Raw genomic sequence first — 18,696 nt, 5'->3', positions numbered from 1 at the left:
AATTACCTCACAATAGTTAAGCCTAGCATATGGCTCCATGGCTTGGAAGTGCAGTTAGAAGAAATAAGATTATTTTGTGAGAATTTCGATGACCGAAGTATAAAACTCCTGATTCTCGGCGGAGCTATTTTTAGCTTCTTTTTCAAATTTATGAACCAAGCTACTCTTTTGTGCTTCTGACATTGAAGAGGAAAACATTCCGATAATTCTATAGACTACATCCTGATACTCTTTGGCGGTATTTTCAATAATATGCTCTCCATTTTGATAAGCATTAATTATGGCAATAGCTGTAGTTGCAAGGCCCGTCACGACGAGATAGGGACGAAGCTCATTATAGGTCAACTCTGCGCCTCCGAGCAATCTGTACTTTGCCATCAATTCATCTAAGTTTGGAAGTATCCCCTGTTGGTAAATCTTTTCAATAAGCTCATCGCTAGGAGTAAACATTCTAAGCTCGTAGAAAGTATAGAACGTTCCAACATTATGAATCATCGTAATATTAGAGAGTAAGCTTAGAATTAACTTTGTCCTATTCTTCCATTTTGAAACTACCGAAATATTTGGTGCAACATGATTCATAAGGATTTGTTGCTCCGTTCTTTTAATAATAAAATCCCTTGTCGCAACTTTAAAAGAATCAAAATTAAGAGGAACCTCTCGGTGAGTGTTCATAATGGAATAGTACTTAAAAATAAAACGGCGGTACTTACTTAGCGTCCAATCTGAATTGAAGTCAACTCCATCTAGGGCCTTGGTTAATTTCTTAAGCATTTTCTCCGTAAGCTTTCTGTGATTATCTTGAAATCCTGAAAGGCTTGGATACTTCATTTTAAATTCAACGATGGCCTCAAGGTGAGCGATCTTATCAAGAGGACTTTTATACTCGCTTCTCACTCTCTCATTAACTAGATCGTCTAGTCTTTGCGCTTTAAAAACTTCAAAGAGGTCTTCATCAAGATTTACTAATTGATGTAAGTCATCGCTTGCCAAATACTCTTCTCTATTCCCTTTAATAAAGTTCTTCATATAAGATGAGCACGATAGATCTGAGGATATAGATGAGAGTTCTCTAAAGTTCATAGAGGAACAAGACGTGAGTAAAATACTCACAGTGATAAATAATAAGTAATTTAAAGCTTTAAAAGTCACAACAACTTATCGGCTAATAAGAATCAGTTTATATATACTTAATCATTTCGATGGCTGTACACAAACATTTTGCCGGTCCACACTTAGTGCAGTGATAATCAATTTCCGACCAAAACTCTCGGTATTCTTTAACAGGCTGAAATCCCATACTAATAAGGTAGCGCTGGGAACTATTACTAGGAGACTCTAACCAGGAATGACATATCACGGCCTTTGCGCCTACCTTTTTTAATTGCTCTATCGATAAGGTAGAAAGAGATTTTCCGATACCCATTTTTTGAAAATTCTCGCTCACAAAGAGACTTTTAAAGTAACCTACTGAGCTTGCCTCCACCTTCCAAAGATCCGTTGATAGACCTCTCATAGAGTTCACCCAATTCCCTGGAGCAAGAGTGAGTCTCACACCAGCAAGTTCTTCAGAATCAGAGACAGCTTTCAGTGATGTATTTATTCCATTCTTCTGTCCAAGGTTTATAATCTCTAGAAGTTCGTCTCTACCAAAGTAGTTCTTTCCAATCCACAAATCCGTAAAACTTAAAATATCTTCAAGGTCAGAAGTGTGAATTTCTCTAAAGTCTATATTCATCTACAATGTTTTTAAGAAGTTTATTAAGTCTTTCTTCTCTGCTACAGAATAGATTTCATTTCCATTCTTGTCTAAGAACATTTTAGTATGCCCTGTATTTCTAAGACCTGGCTTTGACGTATCAAAGTAAGCATCTTTATCTTTTAACCATTCTTTTGGAATATTCTTTCCAACTGGATACCCCACACACTCACTGTCAAAGTCAGACTCCTTATCTACCGCCGGACCTTGAATAAAACTCTTTGGCCTATTTTCAACCTTTGTTAAAAGAGCGCAAAGAGTTGGAACAGAATTATTGTGAAAGTATGGATACCTTGCCCAGATACCAACAAGTGGTGGTGGGACATATCCCTCTTGTGGTTCTACTTTAGTCTTCATCCACTTAGATATTTTGAGTTCATTCAAGCGATCAGCAAAGTGTTGCATACCTTGATATCTCTGAGGGTCTGTCCCTACATTCTTCACAGGAGTTTTCTCATGATACTTAACTTTCACTGTTGCCAAAATATCTACTTCACTAAGTTCTTCGGCATTTTCTAAGTTCCATGCCTTTTCATAACTACCATGACATTTGGCACAGCTTTTTTCAAAGACCTTCTCTCCCCTTTTTGCAGAAGAGAGGTTAATAGTTGAAGCATCAAAGAAATCTGTCCAACGAGGAGCCTTTGTAGAAAAAGCGGCTGCCGTTAATTCTCTAATTTTTTCAGTATTATTTTGCATCCAACTTTCTAACTCTTTAAGGTCCGTTCCTCTTCCTAACTCATTCCAAAGAAAGTTTGTAAAAATAGGGTTACCTTCAACAATTGATCCGTCAGAGAGCCATCGTGTTTTATATTTTAGATTCCACCAAACGGCAGGTTTTGAATCCGCTACAAAGTGATCAAGAGCATTTCTTCTTGGAAATTTCTCGAGAAACTTACTCTTAGTTGCGTACTCATCATTCTTTCTTCTAGCTAAACTCAGGGCGACTTGAGGTAGAGAAGTATCAAGGCCTAAGACTTGAGGCTCAATCGCCCCAATAGAATTTAAGTTATACTTTGTTCTTCTAAATTGAAGTCTCTCTTCCTCTGTTGCACGAGTTCCAACTTGAAAAATTTTACTAGGAATTAAAGGTACCGTTTGCTTTGCCATGTGAAAGAATTTATTTGCACGAACTCTCTTATTCGTAAGTCCCATAACGCTCTTTCCAAAGAGATTTGAAGTATGGCAAGTGGCGCAACTAAAAGTTAATCCCTTCCCTTTCTTCGTGTTCATAATCGTCACGCCCATTGGAAAGTCTGGCATCTCTCCACCTGGATAAGGTATTTGATAAATGCCACTTACTTCTTCGTTGTCATTATATGGATTCAAACCAATCCAATCATACATCTCTTGAACTGAACTAAATCCAACTCTCTTCTTCGCTATTTTTGCAACTAATCTACGAAGTGGATTCTTCTCATCAGCTTCTAAGAAATCACGTAGGGGTTCAATTGGAACTAGCAGACCCGTCACGGTCACTGGATATTGAAGAGCGTGAAGATAACCATTATGCTTAAGCTTAGCGAATTCAGCTTCACTGACTTCGTATATATTCTCCCTCGTAGACCCTATAGGTAACTTAAAGTTACGTGTCCAATCAGCACTATCCCAAGATTCATTACCCGCATAACTTAAAGATGCAGTAAATAAGACGCTACTTACTAAATAAATGACTAATTTCACAAATATTCCCCTTAGTGTGACGAATTACATCAAACTTTTCACTATTTGACCAAGTTATTGAAAAAAATAAAGGCTTAATTCTATTAAAGGGGTTACAATAAATGCACATAAACTACTGATAATTCAAGAGACCTTAAGAGATCTTAAGAGATCTTTAAATAGACCTTCATCCAGAGAGAGGATATTATTAAGAAGGCTCTAGGAGTAATGCTATGAAGATTCTATTTATATTACTTTTCTTTACAAATTCATTACTGGTCTCAGCAAAGGATTACCGAGTTGCAGCGCTCTATTGGTCGATGGATATTGAAGGCCAAGTTGCAATGAGAAAAGGTGTTGAAGAGAGGGCCAAGCACCTTAACAAAACAACTAAAGACAAAATTTCAATAGAAGCCTACGTTGCAGGTAATGGACGCGAGGGAGCAAAGAGACAAATAAAGCAATTCTATAAAGTCTTACACGATAGAAGCCCTGTTGATCTTATTATCATTCAGCCCACTGATAATTCTGCTCTAATAGGCCCTCTTCAAATGGCCAATAAATTAAAAATTCCCGTCATTGCCTACGACCAATATATTTTAGGTGGAGAACTCACAAGTTTCATCACTTCTAATAATTATCAGGCAGGGAAATTAAATGGCGAATATATAGAATCTCTCTTTCCAAATGATTATGAAATAAAGCTAGTTATTGTAGAGTATCCAAGAGTAACCAGTACTATCGAGAGGGTGGAAGGTTTTATTGATGCTCTTAAGAAAGCTGGGCAAAACTATAAAATAATCAAAACATATACTGCTGTTGAGCCTGTTGGGGGAAAGCTAGTAGGTGAAGAAATTCTAAAAGACTTCCCTAAGGAAAAAAGTATCGATGTGGTTTTTACAATTAATGATGGTGGAGGTCTTCCTATTGTTGAAGTGCTAAGTAAGGCCAAGAGAAATGAAATAAAGGTAGCGACAATTGACGGAGACCCCGTCTCTATTCAAAATATTTTAAAGAATAATTTAACAGTCATTAACAGTGCTCAATTTTGTTCACAAATAGGAAGAGAGAGTATGCAGGCCGGATATGATTTCTTAAAAGGAAAGAAAATAGCAAAGCGAATGCTCATTCCAACTTTCCCGGTAACCGCTACAACTCTTAAGTATTTCACAGGATGGGAAGACAACATCCCCAAAAGAATTTCTCTTCCATGGAATAAAAATAAGTGGAATAACAAAGTACAGAGAATAGACTAATGGCCAAGGCACTTGCTCTTATATTCCTCTATTTATTTTTGAGCTTCAATGTAAGTGCGAAGAGAACTTATAAAATTGCGCTCTCTTCCTCATGCCCCTATTACTGTACTGAAGAAAATCATAAGAAAGGCTATATCGTAGACCTACTCGACCTATTCTTTAAAAAACATGGCATAAAAGTAAAATTTGAAACAACTCCCTATGCTCGTCTCTACGATAATTTAAAAAGTGGTGTAAGTGATCTTGCCCTCTTCACTTCTCTTGATGTGAGAAATCATTCTAACTTTATTATTTACGACGTAACTCTTGGAGTAAGTTCTGCGGGTATAGTTTCAAGAACTGGAACGAACCCAGTAGTCTTGGACTTCATTGACTTAAAAGATAAAATCCTTTTTCTAACTCCAGGAAGTAAAGCTTCAGAGATAATTTACAATGAAGTTGGTAAATTGAATAAAGATTCCTCTTCAATACAACTTATCACGGGTTCTCGCATCCACGATAGACTCATCGATTTAGTTGCTCTTGGAAGAGCTGACTACGCCATTGATGACTATAATGTTTTAAAGTATTTCTATTCAAAGAGCGCCAAGAAAAACAAAGTGGTTTTAACACCTACATCAATATCGGGCTATAATCCTCTAAAATTTGTAAGTAGTAAGTCACTTCCTATTCAATCTATTATTGAAAAGGACTTAAATAAATTTGTAGAGCAGTACCGAAAAAGTGGAAAGCTGCAGATACTTTTAAAGAAATATAATATTATAGACTGGAATATTGTGCTCACGAGATAGTTAAAAAACGAGAAGCCTCTCTTCTGTCATATCAGCAATAGCGTATTTAATCCCCTCTCGCCCAAGTCCAGAGTCCTTTACTCCCCCATAAGGCATATGATCAACTCTAAATCCAGGAATAGAATTCACAATAACTCCACCAACTTCAATTTCTAAAAAGCATTTCTTAATAAAGTCCAAACGATTAGAGAAGACACCCGCCTGTAACCCAAAGCGCGAATCATTTACAAGCTCAATGGCTTCAGCGTCTGATGAGAAAGGCTTAATAAGAACTACTGGGCCAAAGATCTCTTCACAATTAATAAGATCATCATGCTGATACTTTTCTATTATTGCAGGAGTCAGAATTTGAGAACTTTCACTCTTAAGCTCTCCGCCTATAAGAATACTTGCTCCTCTTTTCTTTGCTTCAGATAGCCAGGATAGAATTCTTTCAATATGTACGCGGTCAATAATTGGTCCAACAATTGTTTCCTCTAGCCGCGGATCACCACTAACTAACTTAGAAGTTTCTTCTACTAAGCATTTCTTAAACTCTTCATACTTATTCTCTGCAATAAAAACTCTCTGTGTCGATATACAAATTTGACCTGCGTAGAGAAAAGCTCCCATTGCAATAGACTTTGCTACTTCTTGAATATTGCAAGTCTCATCAACAATTACGGAAGCATTACCACCAAGTTCTAGAACAACTTTCTTCTTTCCTGCAATACTTTTTAAATACCAACCAACCTTAGGACTCCCAGTAAAAGATAGAAGTTTAAATCTCTCATCTCTAACCAACACTTCACTGCTTTCATTACTACAAATAATAATATTCAACACCCCATTTGGATAACCTGCTTCAATGGCCATCTCTCCAAGTAGTAAACTCGTTAAGGGAGTGTAAGGAGAAGGCTTTAAAACAATTGTGCATCCCGAGGCCAAAGCTGGAGCAATTTTATGAAGAGCTAAATTAAGAGGAAAGTTAAATGGAGAAATCGCAATCACTGGGCCAATTGGAAACTTAGAAGTGAATGCTTGCCTTCCTGTAGAAGGACCGAAGTTCATTGGTACGACCTCGCCCCCAACTCTCCTCGTCTCTTCAAGCGCGAACCGAAGTGTTTCCACGCAGCGAGAAAATTCACTTCGTGCATAAGAAATTGGCTTTCCAGCTTCTTGAACGATTAAATTGATTAATTTCTTTTCGTTAGATTTAAAAATTTGAAAGAAGTTTTCTAATAATTCATACCTCTGTCCAGAAGAATACTTTGAAAATTTCTGAAAAGCTTTTTCACTAGATACAATAGATTCTTCTACATCATCATTAGTAGCAAGAGAAATCTGAGCGATCTCTTTTAGAGTAAACTTATCCTTAACGATGAGTTTATCTACTGAACTTTTTGAGAATTTCCCATTAATAAATGAACTTTGATTTTCCATAGCGTCTCCAATCTACATAGTATAAATTGAGACGCTTACTTCGGCTAGAAACTCTTTGATACGAAGTTTCTTCTATGTTGATTAAGATGTTTTAAAAAACCTAAATTCTCTAAGAGAAATTTTTGTTCACCTAACATAAAGAGTTGAATGTCATGGAGTGGACAGACTTTTATCACAGCGGTTTGTCCTTTAAAAACGCGATATAATTTAGATGCTGAGATACGAAATCTTTCGCCATTTCTAAATTCAGCATCAAGCCCTTCGGCCTTACAAACATCACACATTCTAAAGTCCTCCCACTCAAAGAATACTTCTTACTCTCTATCTTATCGCCACTACGCATTAAAAACTAAGCAAAAATTAACTTTTTCTTTACAACTCTTTAATTTAAGACACTTATGAAACATCTCTTATTACCATCATAATTTTCGATTCAATAAGATCTCTTACATATGCCTAGAAACAAATACTTAGAGTGCCAACTTAACTCACTGATATCAATGACAACTTAATTCAACACTTTATCGCAGTAAGCAACATCTAAGCCTTAACACTTTATCAAAAAGAGAATACCCTTTACCCATAAAAACATCTTCAATCGGAGAACCATAGATGAAACCTCTTAATTTAGAGAATAAATTAGCGCAAACACCAAAGAACGATCCAAAATATTCAACAACTATAAAGTCAATTGACGGAAGTGAGATGACTCTCGGTTGTCCTAAAGTAACGAGAGGCCTAGTAGCATTAATGAATCAGCACGCAGTCATTGGCGGAGCTGCTTGTCACTGGGGTGGACCTGCTGCATTTGCAGAAATGTCTTCCTCCCTACATGCAATCATGTTTAGCAATAAAAAGAGAAATTGGTTTGAAGATTATAATTTTGTAAACGATGCCGGCCATGCTGAAAACGGTATTTATGCACTTAGAGCAAATTACGGCTTTGATAATTTAACATTTGAAGACCTAAGAAAGTTTAGATCAATTGAAAGTAAATTAACAGGCCACGGTGAAGCTCACTTAAACCCTGAAGGCGTCTATCTTTCAAATGGTCCTCTTGGCTCAGGAGTTCCTCAGGCCCAAGGTCTTGCCCTAGCGGACAAACTCATTGGAAATGAGAGAACAACTCTATGTGTCCTTAGTGATGGTGGAAGTATGGAAGGTGAAACAAAGGAAAGTTTCGCAGCAATTCCAGGACTTGCTTCAAAAGGAAAGATGAATCCATTTGTTCTTATAATTTCAGATAACAATACAAAGCTCTCAGGGAGAATCGAAGCTGATTCCTTTTCTATGGAGCCAACATTTAATTCACTAGCTACTCTTGGTTGGAATGTTATTCATGAAGAGAATGGAAATGATCTTCAAAAAGTTCATAATACTTTAGAGGCTGCAATCTTAGAAGCGAAGAAGAATCCAAAGAAGCCTGTCTGTGTATTAGTCAAGACAGTTAAGGGCTTTGGTGTAAAGTCCACTGAAGAGAGTGCCTCTGGAGGACATGGATTCCCTTTAAAAGCTTACGACGAAAAACTTACCGCTTTCTTAGATGAAATCTTTGAAGACAATACTCCTGCTGAGTTTTCAGAGTGGGCAGAAGAAATTCTTGCGAGTAAACCAGCTCCTAAAGAGAGTTCTACGACTAGCTCTGTAAAGAGTGAAAAGGTGCAGCCAGGTTTTGCGAGAGCGGCCATTGAAGCAGTAGAAAAAGGTCTTCCAGTATTCTCTGTTTCATCAGATCTTCAAGGTTCTACTGGTATTAACGACTTTCAAAAAGCTTATCCAGAAAATTTCGTAGACGTTGGAATCGCTGAATCAAATATGATCAACACTGCGGTAGGGCTTTCTAAGCAAGGTCTTATTCCTATTGTCGATACATTTGCTCAATTTGCGATAACTAAAGGAAATCTTCCATTAATTATGTCCTCTCTATCACAAGCACCAATTATTGGACTCTTTAGTCACGCAGGCTTTCAAGATGCAGCAGATGGGGCTTCTCATCAAGCGACAACTTATCTTGCAGCAACTTCGTCAATTCCACATGTAACGACTGTCGTTTGTTCTTGTTCAAGTGAAGCTAAGAGCTATATGAGCACGGCCATTGAAAATATTAAAAGAGAAAGAGAAGCAGGAAGAGTTGCTGATTCTGTCCTCTTCTACTTTGGTAGAGAAAATCACCCAGAGTATTATAAAGAGTCTCTCTCTTATGAATGGGGAAAAGCGCAAGTCCTTCTTGAAGGTTCCGATGTTACTATTGTGACAAATGGGCCACTTGTTCAAAAAGCATTAAATGCAGCGGCAGAGCTTGCTAAGAAAGGAAAGTCAGCAACTGTTATCAATAATCCTTTTGCAAATAAAGTTGACCTTGAAACATTTAAGACTGCTCTTTCTAATACAAATGGAAACCTTGTTACTGTTGAAGATCATCAACTGATTGGTGGGATGGGATCAATGCTTGTTCATGAGCTTGCAATGAATGATGTAAAATTTAGAGTTAAGTCTCTAGCAAACCATGGAAAATTCGGACAATCTGCTTATATGGCCGATGAACTCTATGAACTACATGGTCTTTCAGAGAATCATATTATTGAAGCTTGTCTTTCATTTTAGATAGTAGGCCCTTCGGGGCCTTTTTTATTGCCTAAATTCTTTTCTAAGTTTGATCAATGGTAGAAGAAAAATAAAGAAGCAAATGATAAAGAGATAACCAAAGAAAGTTAAGCTCACCTCGTAACCTTTATTATCTATTAACCACCCAAGAATTGGACCAAAGAGGATGAAAACTATTCTCATTCCAAGACCAATAATACTATTCACAGTAGCTCTCATCTCAGAGCCTACCCTAGCATTTAGCGCATCTTTTAGAATCACTTGATTAAGCCCTCTACAGAGCTGAAAAGAAAAGCAGAAGAGGACACCAAGAGTTCCACCAAACTTACCCATTCCAAAGAAACCGATAACAGGTAAAATCCCAATAAGAATGAGTATATTTACACTTCCAACTCTCTTCTCAAAATCATGGGCAAAGCGAGCAACAATCCCCACAAGGAAATTTGTCAAACACCACAGATAGCCGAAGTACTGATAGTCTATGCCAAGTTCCTTCCAATAATCTTGAAAGGTCCAAACAGCAAGTAAAGTTGAAGCACTATAAATTATATTATTAAAAACGATAAATTTTATGAGTAGTCCACTCTTGAATAGTTTTGAAATAATATCTCGCCAATTATCCCCGTGCCTGCTCTTACTCATCTTCTCCCTAGGTGGCTCGATGACTGTTAGAGAAATAAGAAATGGTAGCCAGCAAATAAATGCCTGCACTTTCACTGGAGTCTCTAAATTACTCATGACAAGGGCCCCACCAACAAGGGCCGCAATTGCTTCTGAAGTTTGGGAGTAGAATATTTTCTTTCCAATTAACTTTGCTTCATTTGGTTTAAAGAATTTATCTTTGATTGCATGAAGAGAATCATAGATAATTGAAATATCTGTTCCTGAAAATAATGAAACTCCAATACCTAGAAGTAATTGAATAAAAATTAATCCCCAAAAAGTATCAAAGCTTGGAAGAAGAGTGAAACCTACTGCGTGAAAGAGACTTGCAGCAATTAAAGTATTCTTTCTTCCAATTAGATCTGCCACATAACCTGACGGCAATTCAAAGAGTAGAACAATTAGAGAAAAGAATGACTGTAGCTCAAAGACTTCCTGCATGGAAAGTCCCTTAGACCTATAGTATGGAACAATAATAGGAAGGATAATTAAAAACATCCATGCACTATTAAACGCAAATATTTTAGAAATATTTTTCTTTAGAGAAAAGTCCATAAGATATTATGGACTTCATTCACTACAGTGCCAACAACTATATATTAGCGAGTTCTCTCTCTGAACTTCCTTGATAGTAATTGTCCCCATTCTCCAACATATCGAGCTCAGGAAGTAGTACTTTTTCAATAAAACCAGTCTTTCTATTTAATTTTATTTTTACCTTAGTACGCTCACCAATTGCAGGAAAAGTGGCATTTAGAAAATTCTTAAAGAAGTGACAAGTTAGATCATCTTTAAAGAGGAAGTCTTTTACATGAATTCCATAGAAGTTTTCATACTCAATATAAGAGTGCTTATTTCTATAAAAAGGATTATCAGAGCAATACAATATAAAAGTATTTCCATTTTTATTTCTAAGAGAGAATGTGCCAAAGTCTGATGGTTCAACTTCCCCCGACTCTATCCAAATAAACTCACTCTTAATTTTTTCCTTAGCATAAACTCTTCCACTCACCACTAAAACCAAAATTGAATAAAATAAATACTTCATAGAATATCCTCCGTATTAATTTCTATCTAGCAGAAATTAAAGAGACAATAGGGTCGTATTAAACCTGACAAAAGTTCACAGAGTATTTACATCGGTGACTTATTGGGACAGCTAGTGTCTAAGTGACCCAGAAATTCATACGAAATGTTTGAAAATATTGGCCTACGTTTTGCTTTAATGGTGATAGGGACCTTTAACCAAGGATGGTTAATGAAGGATAACTGGAAGTTAAAATTAGTAGAGACTGCTCCCTATCTAATTTTGGCCTTAACATTATTAATAAGTGTTTTATATGAAAGCTCTAGGGAAGAAGAAATAAGCCGTGAGAAACACGGCTTACAAAGAACGCTTACTTTAAAATCTGACGTGAGCTCTGAGCACTTCCGTTAGAACAAGAAGTAACTCGGATTCTATTTTGAACCATCCCCTCTCTTGCTCCTGCGACACTAGAAAAGACAGAGAAAGTCTCAATAAATGTAGGCATATAAGCACCTGCTGTATTTTGAGCAAACTTTCCAATTTCTAAAATTGATCCATTAGTAGAACTTAAGAATCTATATTGATATTTTATAGTTCCGCTCGTTTGAATATTTGTTACATTAATATCATTAAGAACATTGCTACAAATTGATTCCAAGCTTGGATGAATATCAGAAAGAATATCTTCCGTGAAACTTGTTCCTCTTGGCCCTTCAAAAGTTAACTCACCAACTCTTGGGACTCGTAAGTTAACACTATAATCTCTTTCACTTGAGTATGTGTCACTTTGACAAGACTTATCAGATAGAGAGAAAATAAAACTCAATTCTCTATCCCCTCTTGTTTCGAAGAACTCTCTTTTCTTTTGAAGAGAGAGACACATATCTTTTGCGACTTTAAACTCACCTTCTCCAAGAACACGCTCTTTAGCGATTTCTTTTCCAAAGACAAATCTCTCATCTGGGTTTGAATTTTCTTTCTTCTCTTCTTTGTTACACGAAAATGTGAGAAGACAAATGGCAAGGACGCCAATCATTAATTTCATAAACCTTCCTTGGTTAGCTATTCTATTACTGTAATTTAAATTCTTCTTTCTTACCGTCTTTACTTGTATAGAAGAGTTTTGTTTCTTCCATATTGGCCTGAGGATAACTTTCTAACCAATTTGAAAAATACTCTCTTACTTCATCTAGATCCATTCCACCGTCAAAGAAGTCACCAAGTAAAATGATTTCATTGTTTTCTTTAACTATTTGCATTCGAGGAATCATCAATTTTCTCTTTAGAAATTGCCCCAATCACATTGGAGACAAGTAATATTTAACTTTCGCCACATTTCTACTACACTAAGTCTATCTTCTACAACAAACAATGTCTCATATTCAGGTCTAATAAAATCTAAAAAAATCTCTCTCTTGATCTCTGAGTCTTCTCGCGAATCTTGCGCTTTGCGCATATAAAGCTCTGTATAAGGTACTTGATACTTTTCAAGCCACTCTTCTGTTTGATTACGGCTCTCTTCGCCTCTTCCTGTCAGGAGAAGAATTTTAAACCCCTTTTCCTCCATTGCAGCGACCAACTCGGCGCACCAAGAGTTTATCTCATCAAGGCCCATATCCCGGTTAAAGGCCACCCAGTCCTTCGGAGTCTTTTCTACATGATGAACCCTATGGTCGCAATTTGCGAGCGTTCCATCTAAATCTACAATTATTGCCCTCTTCTTAGCAGAGTTCACAGAGGTTTAATCCAATATCTGCGTTAGGCCTTCTTTCAATTCTCATATTATGTACTTGTAAGTAAACCTCACAAGTCACAGCAACTTCAGCACTAAATAAGTGTCCACCACTCGTTGAGAAATCTTCATTTCCAAGAATAGTATGTAAGTGAAAGAATGGTTTTCCCTCATTGAAAGTGAAGTTTCCATTAAGGGCCAATAACTCTTTTTCATTTTCTATAAAGGTTCTATCATAAGATTTTTCACTGCAATGAAAGAAGCCAATTTCGACATTCTTTAAAGCTCCAATAGCTGAAACCTGTGCTCCTAGAAAACCGTCTTGCTTTTGAACTTCGTAGAGAGACTCAAATAGGTCTTCCCCTTTATCAATTACTACAAAAATTAAATTTCCCTCTTTCACATACTTCATTGATTCAATTCCTTTCTAAATATATTTTCTAATTCTTTAAAATCAAATTCTTCCGAGGTTACTGGCGGGAGAATTTTCAAAGTAACATCTCTCTTCGAAAATTTAAAACCTTTTAAGACTCCCTTCCCCTCAAAAGAGAAGAACGAACCCCATAGACCATCAATTACCATTGGAATAACAACAGTTGGTTGCATTGAGACAATTTTCTTAATTCCTGGTTGAAATTTTCTGAGCTTCCCATCTCTTGTTATCCATCCTTCCGGAAATAATCCAATAACATCACCATTCGTAAGACCATTTTCAATTTCTTTAAATGCGTTTACTAGCATTTCAGGGTCATCTTTCTTTGTTGCAATTGGAATCAAATGCGCCTGTTTTAACCAAAAAGTAAATCCGGTTCTATAATAGTAAACATGATCTATCACAAAGCGAACAGGACGTGGGCATGCGGCCATCACCATAATCCAATCTACAAAACTCACATGATTTGAAGCAATGACAACTGCTCCACGGTCAGGAATATGCTCTCTTCCTTCAATTTTCACTGAGTAGAAGAACTTAGACATCATCCAAAAGATAAATCTAAGTGTAACGGCAGAGTTTTGAAAATAAATGTAAAAGAAGTATAGAAAGTTTCCAACTGCTAAGATGAAGAATATCCAAGGTATAGAGATACCTTTTCCGGATAAGACCATAATACAAACAGCAGCAGAGACCATGAAAATTGCGTTCCAGATATTATTTCCAGCAATGATTCTCGATAAAATATTTCTAGGAGCGTAATCCTGCAAGAAAGTGAATTGAGGAATAATAAACATTCCACCAAAAATAGAAACTATGAATAGATCTAAAAGAGCTCTCAATGAATATTCATGGTTAAAGAATTCAGAAATATTAAATAAGTCTGAAGACGTTGAATAGCTGAAATTCATTGCAGAGTAAGACATATCAACTAAGAATATACTCATTCCAAGAGCGGCAAGTGGAACCATTCCCATCTCTGGCCTTTTCTGTGAAAGCTTTTCTGCTAGAAATGAACCTATTCCCATTCCAATTGTAAATGATGCGAGAAAGAGAGTTCCGACCTGCTCAGAGCTATTGAAAATATCTTTGCAAAGATTTGGAAGAAGAGAAAGTATCGCCGCACCTAGAAACCAAAACCATGAAATCCCCATGCAAGTATGAAAGATCTTCTTATCCTTCATCGTAATTTTTATGATCTCTAGAGTTGGCTTAAAAAATGTATAATCAGGCTTAACCTTATCATCTACTGCTTCAACAGCTGGCATAAAGAGTGATGTCATAAATCCAATAGCAGCGACAGAAATAATACCAATAGCAATTACGATAGAATTGCTCTCACTCGTAACAGCTAGTCCTCCAATAATTGTCCCAATGAGGATCGCTAAGAAAGTTCCTCCTCCAATAACCGCATTTCCAGAAACTAACTCCTCTCGCTTTAAGAGTTGGGGAATAATTCCATACTTAAGTGGACCAAAGAAACTAGACTGTGTGCCCATGAGAAAGAGAGTAATTAATAGGATATAGAAATTGCTGGTATAGAACCCAAGACCGGCCACTAGCATTATTAGAAACTCTGTAACTTTTGTGTATTTTACAAGTTTTGACTTTGAAAGCTTATCTGACAATTGCCCTGCAGTGGCCGAAAATAAGAAAAAAGGAAGGATAAAAATCCCTCCAGCAAGTGCCACAAGAGACTGAGAACTAAGTCCCATAAGAGAAATACTTTTATAAGCGATAATTATGACAAGAGCATTCTTAAAGAAATTGTCGTTTAAAGCACCTAAGAACATTGTCCAAAAAAGTGGTGAAAACCTTCTATCAGTACTAATTAGTTTAAGTGACACAAAATACTCCTTATATAAATATTCTAAGGATTTTGCCTCACTATGTTAATAGTTATTTTATATTTGCCTGCCTTTCTTTCGTGTTCTAAAGTTAAGCTATGAAATTATATCACTACGTTCACTGCCCATTTTGCATTAGAGTAAGAATGGCCCTTGGTCTTCTTAATATAGAATTTGACTCAATAGTCCTTCCATATAACGATGAGGAAACTCCAAAGAAGTTAACAGGCGTAAAAATGCTTCCTATTTTTACATTTAAGGACACTCTCAGCTCTAATGAAAGCTTGGAGATTATAGAGAAGATAGACGAGCGCAATATTCTTCAAATGGAAAAACTTCAGTCAGAAGAGAGAAAGTCTGTTGAAGATTTACTATCTAAGCTTGGTAACGACGTCCACTCCCTTTGTATGCCCTATTGGATCTGGACTCCTGAGTTTGATAATACTTCAAGAGCTTACTTTCAACAGAAGAAGGAATTAAAACGTGGCTCCTTTAATAAATTAATTCAAAACAAAGCTCAATTTCTAGAGAACTTTAGTAAGAATTTAGAAGCTCTGATTCCACAAATTGAAAAATTCTATAAGAGTGATTCTTTAACTATCTTTGACATTATGATTGCCTCACATATTTGGGGTATGTATATCTTTCCAGAGTATCAATTTCCTAAAGCCGTTCATGACTACTTACAAAGAGTGAAGGCCGAATGTCGCTTTGATTATCATATTGATTTTTGGAAGGATTGATTACTGACTCAGTATATACATTCCGCCAAGAAAGAACATAAACGCTATTAGTAAGTAACGGCTCGGCCACTTCTTATCCACAATACACTCAAGTAAACTTGAAAAAATCGTCCCAGTAATAGCAATACCTGAAAGAGTTGCTAGATGAGCCGTTTGGATCGCCTTTAGATAGAGAGCAAGACTTAGAAAAGTCCCCATTAGGCTTCCAAAAATAAGTATTCCTTTTGCTTTAAAGTCTTGTTCTTTCCATTTTGCAAAGAATTTAAAAGGCTTCCAATAAGAGAGAAGTATAAAAGCGAAGATTGCTCCAAGACACCTATGAAAATTCCCCTCCATTGCAGTGAGGTTTGGGTTAAAATCAAAACTATAGCGAGTAATGATGACTCCTACCCCATCAAGTAGAACTCCTATGAAGGCAATTGAAATGGCCTTCATATCCCAGGAGCCCGACTTCTTAAATGACTCAAGAGAGAAGGTTGCCAGACAGAGAATACAGAAGAAAATTGCTAGAAATTTCTTTGGATCAAGGGCCTGATCAAAGACAAAGTAGCTCAGGACACCAATAAGAAGTGGTTGAAACCCAAAGATCATGAGAGTTCTTCCAGGTCCCATTAATGAAAATGCTTTTAATAGAAATATATCTCCAATACCGAGCCCCATAAATCCAGAGAGAAAGAAGAGCGAAAAGTATTTAGGAGAAATCTCATGCCAAACGCCAAAGAATGAGACGAATAGGCCAAAGGCCAAGGCCCCAACTATTGCCTTAAAACAATTCATCCAACTAGAGGAAATTTGCCTCGAATAAATTGTAAAAATTTGAGAGCCTATAGCAAACGTTAAATTTGCCCCAAGCCCGTACAAGTAGACGTCTTTCATTTTAATATTTATAGCACGAGTTTATTTTATCCCTAAGAGAAATATGATAAAAATTACTATGAGAAATTTTAATACAACTAATATCCCTAGTCCTAAATTAAATCATTTTGAACTTCCCCATCTTCCTCTTGATATAGAGATTGGATGTGGAGTCGGACTTCACCCAATTCAATACGCAATTAAAAACCCAGAAAGATTTCTAGTTGCTATTGAACATACAACAGAGAAATTTAAGAAATTTGAAAGAAGATATGAAAAACATAACTCTCCTAGTAACCTCCTCCCTATTCATGAAAACGGAATATCATGGGTAACTCACCTATTGCCTAAAGAGTCTGTATCTAGGTTCTTCTTCTTATTTCCAAACCCTAACCCTAAACCTTCTCAGCAAAATAAGAGATTTCACGCCATGCCTTTTATGGAAAGAGTTATTGAATGCTTAAATCCAGGAGGGACGATTCACTTTGCGACAAATGAGAAGTTCTACGCTGAAGAATGCTTAGACTTTATGACGAATATCTGGAAACTTCAGAACATTCAGAATAAAATACTAGATAATCAATCAGGACATATTGGAAGAACTCACTTTGAAAGAAAGTACTTAGAGAGAGGCCAAGTCATTTATGATCAAATATTTCAAAAAGGAGATAGTCATGAGTAAGAAATATGCAGTTATTCTATCAGGGTGTGGTTACTTAGATGGAGCAGAAATTAGAGAGGCAGTTCTCACTCTACTCGCGCTAGATACTCATGGTGCTTCTTACGAAATTTTTGCACCAAATGAAAAACAATTTCATACTATTAATCATCTAGAAGGATCAGAAGTTAAACAAGAGAGAAATATTCTAGAAGAAGCGGCAAGAATAGCTCGAGGAAAAATTTCTCCTCTTAAAGATTTAGACTCTAGAGAGTTCTCTGGATTATTGATCCCCGGAGGCTTTGGTGTTGCAAAGAATTTATGTGACTTCGCTTTCAAAGGCTCTGGAGCTAAGGCCAACTCTATCATAAGCGGAATTATTACGGACTTCTTTGCGGCCAAGAAGCCTATTGGTGCCATTTGTATTGCACCAGCATTAGTCTCCCTTGTTCTTGGAGAACATTCAATTGAAGTAACTATTGGAACAGATGAAGGAACTGCTGCGGAGATTGAAAAAACTGGCGCCAAGCACATTAATTGTACTGAATCTGAATTTCACTTAGACATAGAAAATAAAATTGCCACAACTCCCGCCTATATGTTCGATGATAACAAACTTCATCTTGTTCAACAGGGAATCTACGGTGTTGTAGAGAGTGTCATTAAGTGGTCTTAATTCCTATTTTTCGGTAGAGAGATCTTAATACCCACAGAGGACCTATTAAAAGAAAGAATAGGTCCTTTAAAAAAGAGGGCTTCTTCCCTTCAATTCTATGGCCTATAAACTGCCCCACCCAGGAAATAATAAAGAGTCCAACAAAGCCGTAAATAATTATTCCACCAAAGTTTACTCGAAGATAATTAATCACCACGAGCATTGGAATAAGCATTAGAACAGAGCCTATAAAGTAGCGTGCACTTTTTAATGATAAATAGAATAATAGAGCAAAAGCACAAAAGAGAGTGGCCCAATTCAAGTAAGGAATACTCCAAAAAGATGATGGTGTTGGTATTAACCATAGGATACCGAGTAGTGAAAACTCTATAGCGGGAACACAGACTTTGTGAATGACCTGATTCGTTTTATTTCTATGGCTCTCGCCGTATTCACTCAACCACTCATCTATTGTCTTCATTAAACTCTCCCTCATACTCAATAAAACCATTATACCTCTGTATAACTTTTCCACCATGTCTAAATTTTAGACACTTTTAATAAACGCAAACCACTGATAATACAGAAT

At 36.6% G+C, this 18,696-nt stretch carries 20 protein-coding genes; 6 read left to right on the top strand and 14 right to left on the bottom strand.

What is annotated here, in order from left to right; all coding sequences use genetic code 11:
- Window positions 1-69: 69 nt before the first annotated feature.
- From CES88_RS00300 to CES88_RS00290, 3 genes are all read right to left on the bottom strand, one after another.
- Window positions 70-1,029 (bottom strand): hypothetical protein, encoded by a 960-nt coding sequence (locus CES88_RS00300; protein WP_290729344.1) that lies wholly within the window; start codon window positions 1,027-1,029, stop codon window positions 70-72.
- A gap of 151 nt (window positions 1,030-1,180) precedes the next feature.
- Entirely contained in the window at window positions 1,181-1,738 is a 558-nt protein-coding gene (locus CES88_RS00295; protein WP_290729341.1) for a GNAT family N-acetyltransferase, read from the bottom strand.
- The gene (locus CES88_RS00290) at window positions 1,739-3,442 is read right to left on the bottom strand and encodes a hypothetical protein (RefSeq protein ID WP_290729339.1); all 1,704 of its coding nucleotides are present in this window, start codon (window positions 3,440-3,442) and stop codon (window positions 1,739-1,741) included. It lies immediately after the preceding gene.
- Between the two features lie 212 nt (window positions 3,443-3,654).
- Here CES88_RS00290 and CES88_RS00285 point away from each other — a divergent pair, with 212 nt between their 5' ends.
- On the top strand, window positions 3,655-4,677 hold the full coding sequence (locus tag CES88_RS00285; protein WP_290729336.1) for a sugar ABC transporter substrate-binding protein: 1,023 nt from the start codon (window positions 3,655-3,657) through the stop codon (window positions 4,675-4,677).
- On the top strand, window positions 4,677-5,468 hold the full coding sequence (locus tag CES88_RS00280; protein ID WP_290729333.1) for a transporter substrate-binding domain-containing protein: 792 nt from the start codon (window positions 4,677-4,679) through the stop codon (window positions 5,466-5,468). Before CES88_RS00285 ends, CES88_RS00280 begins: the two co-directional genes overlap by 1 nt.
- On the opposite strand, the gene CES88_RS00275 is transcribed toward CES88_RS00280, so the two are convergent.
- A complete protein-coding gene (locus CES88_RS00275) occupies window positions 5,469-6,890 on the bottom strand; it encodes an aldehyde dehydrogenase family protein (protein WP_290729330.1) in 1,422 nt (473 codons plus the stop codon).
- Window positions 6,891-6,934: 44 nt separating this feature from the next.
- Window positions 6,935-7,174, bottom strand: coding sequence for a hypothetical protein (locus CES88_RS00270; RefSeq protein ID WP_290729328.1), 240 nt, complete (start codon window positions 7,172-7,174; stop codon window positions 6,935-6,937).
- Between the two features lie 328 nt (window positions 7,175-7,502).
- On the opposite strand from CES88_RS00270, the gene CES88_RS00265 reads away from it, so the two are divergent.
- Complete coding sequence (locus CES88_RS00265) at window positions 7,503-9,494, top strand: transketolase C-terminal domain-containing protein (RefSeq protein WP_290729324.1); 1,992 nt, start codon at window positions 7,503-7,505, stop codon at window positions 9,492-9,494.
- 24 nt (window positions 9,495-9,518) lie between these two features.
- Here CES88_RS00265 and CES88_RS00260 read toward each other — a convergent pair whose 3' ends face one another.
- The 7 genes from CES88_RS00260 to CES88_RS00230 all read right to left on the bottom strand — a co-directional run bounded on the left by CES88_RS00260 (window position 9,519) and on the right by CES88_RS00230 (window position 15,196).
- Window positions 9,519-10,712, bottom strand: coding sequence for an MFS transporter (locus tag CES88_RS00260; RefSeq protein ID WP_290729321.1), 1,194 nt, complete (start codon window positions 10,710-10,712; stop codon window positions 9,519-9,521).
- Window positions 10,713-10,749: 37 nt separating this feature from the next.
- A complete protein-coding gene (locus tag CES88_RS00255; RefSeq protein ID WP_290729318.1) occupies window positions 10,750-11,205 on the bottom strand; it encodes a hypothetical protein in 456 nt (151 codons plus the stop codon).
- Between the two features lie 349 nt (window positions 11,206-11,554).
- On the bottom strand, window positions 11,555-12,229 hold the full coding sequence (locus CES88_RS00250) for a hypothetical protein (RefSeq protein WP_290729315.1): 675 nt from the start codon (window positions 12,227-12,229) through the stop codon (window positions 11,555-11,557).
- A 25-nt stretch (window positions 12,230-12,254) separates the two neighbouring features.
- Window positions 12,255-12,455 (bottom strand): hypothetical protein, encoded by a 201-nt coding sequence (locus tag CES88_RS00245; RefSeq protein ID WP_290729312.1) that lies wholly within the window; start codon window positions 12,453-12,455, stop codon window positions 12,255-12,257.
- Window positions 12,456-12,466: 11 nt separating this feature from the next.
- The gene (locus tag CES88_RS00240) at window positions 12,467-12,919 is read right to left on the bottom strand and encodes an HAD family acid phosphatase (RefSeq protein WP_290729309.1); all 453 of its coding nucleotides are present in this window, start codon (window positions 12,917-12,919) and stop codon (window positions 12,467-12,469) included.
- The gene (locus CES88_RS00235; RefSeq protein WP_290729306.1) at window positions 12,906-13,328 is read right to left on the bottom strand and encodes a DUF296 domain-containing protein; all 423 of its coding nucleotides are present in this window, start codon (window positions 13,326-13,328) and stop codon (window positions 12,906-12,908) included. Before CES88_RS00235 ends, CES88_RS00240 begins: the two co-directional genes overlap by 14 nt.
- Window positions 13,325-15,196, bottom strand: a complete 1,872-nt coding sequence (locus tag CES88_RS00230) for an MFS transporter (RefSeq protein ID WP_290729302.1) — start codon at window positions 15,194-15,196, stop codon at window positions 13,325-13,327. Before CES88_RS00230 ends, CES88_RS00235 begins: the two co-directional genes overlap by 4 nt.
- Before the next feature lie 98 nt (window positions 15,197-15,294).
- On the opposite strand from CES88_RS00230, the gene grxB reads away from it, so the two are divergent.
- Window positions 15,295-15,939 carry a glutaredoxin 2 gene (gene grxB / locus CES88_RS00225; RefSeq protein ID WP_290729300.1) on the top strand — a complete coding sequence of 215 codons (645 nt, stop codon included), beginning with the start codon at window positions 15,295-15,297 and terminating at the stop codon, window positions 15,937-15,939.
- Here grxB and CES88_RS00220 read toward each other — a convergent pair whose 3' ends face one another.
- The gene (locus tag CES88_RS00220) at window positions 15,940-16,815 is read right to left on the bottom strand and encodes a DMT family transporter (protein WP_290729297.1); all 876 of its coding nucleotides are present in this window, start codon (window positions 16,813-16,815) and stop codon (window positions 15,940-15,942) included. It abuts the gene before it with no gap.
- 43 nt (window positions 16,816-16,858) lie between these two features.
- Between CES88_RS00220 and CES88_RS00215 the strand changes: the two genes are divergently transcribed.
- Both CES88_RS00215 and elbB read left to right on the top strand, forming a co-directional pair.
- Window positions 16,859-17,476: a hypothetical protein gene (locus CES88_RS00215; protein WP_290729294.1), complete on the top strand. Its 618-nt coding sequence runs from the start codon at window positions 16,859-16,861 to the stop codon at window positions 17,474-17,476.
- Window positions 17,469-18,128: an isoprenoid biosynthesis glyoxalase ElbB gene (gene elbB / locus CES88_RS00210; RefSeq protein ID WP_290729291.1), complete on the top strand. Its 660-nt coding sequence runs from the start codon at window positions 17,469-17,471 to the stop codon at window positions 18,126-18,128. The genes CES88_RS00215 and elbB overlap by 8 nt, the downstream gene beginning before the upstream one ends.
- On the opposite strand, the gene CES88_RS00205 is transcribed toward elbB, so the two are convergent.
- Window positions 18,115-18,588, bottom strand: a complete 474-nt coding sequence (locus CES88_RS00205) for an Mpo1-like protein (protein WP_290729288.1) — start codon at window positions 18,586-18,588, stop codon at window positions 18,115-18,117. The genes elbB and CES88_RS00205 overlap by 14 nt on opposite strands.
- Window positions 18,589-18,696 lie beyond the last annotated feature (108 nt).

This window comes from Halobacteriovorax sp. JY17, assembly GCF_002753895.1.
Lineage (GTDB): Bacteria > Bdellovibrionota > Bacteriovoracia > Bacteriovoracales > Bacteriovoracaceae > Halobacteriovorax.
The sequence above is the reverse complement of the archived record's forward strand: the minus strand, read 5'-3'. Positions and strand labels throughout refer to the sequence as shown.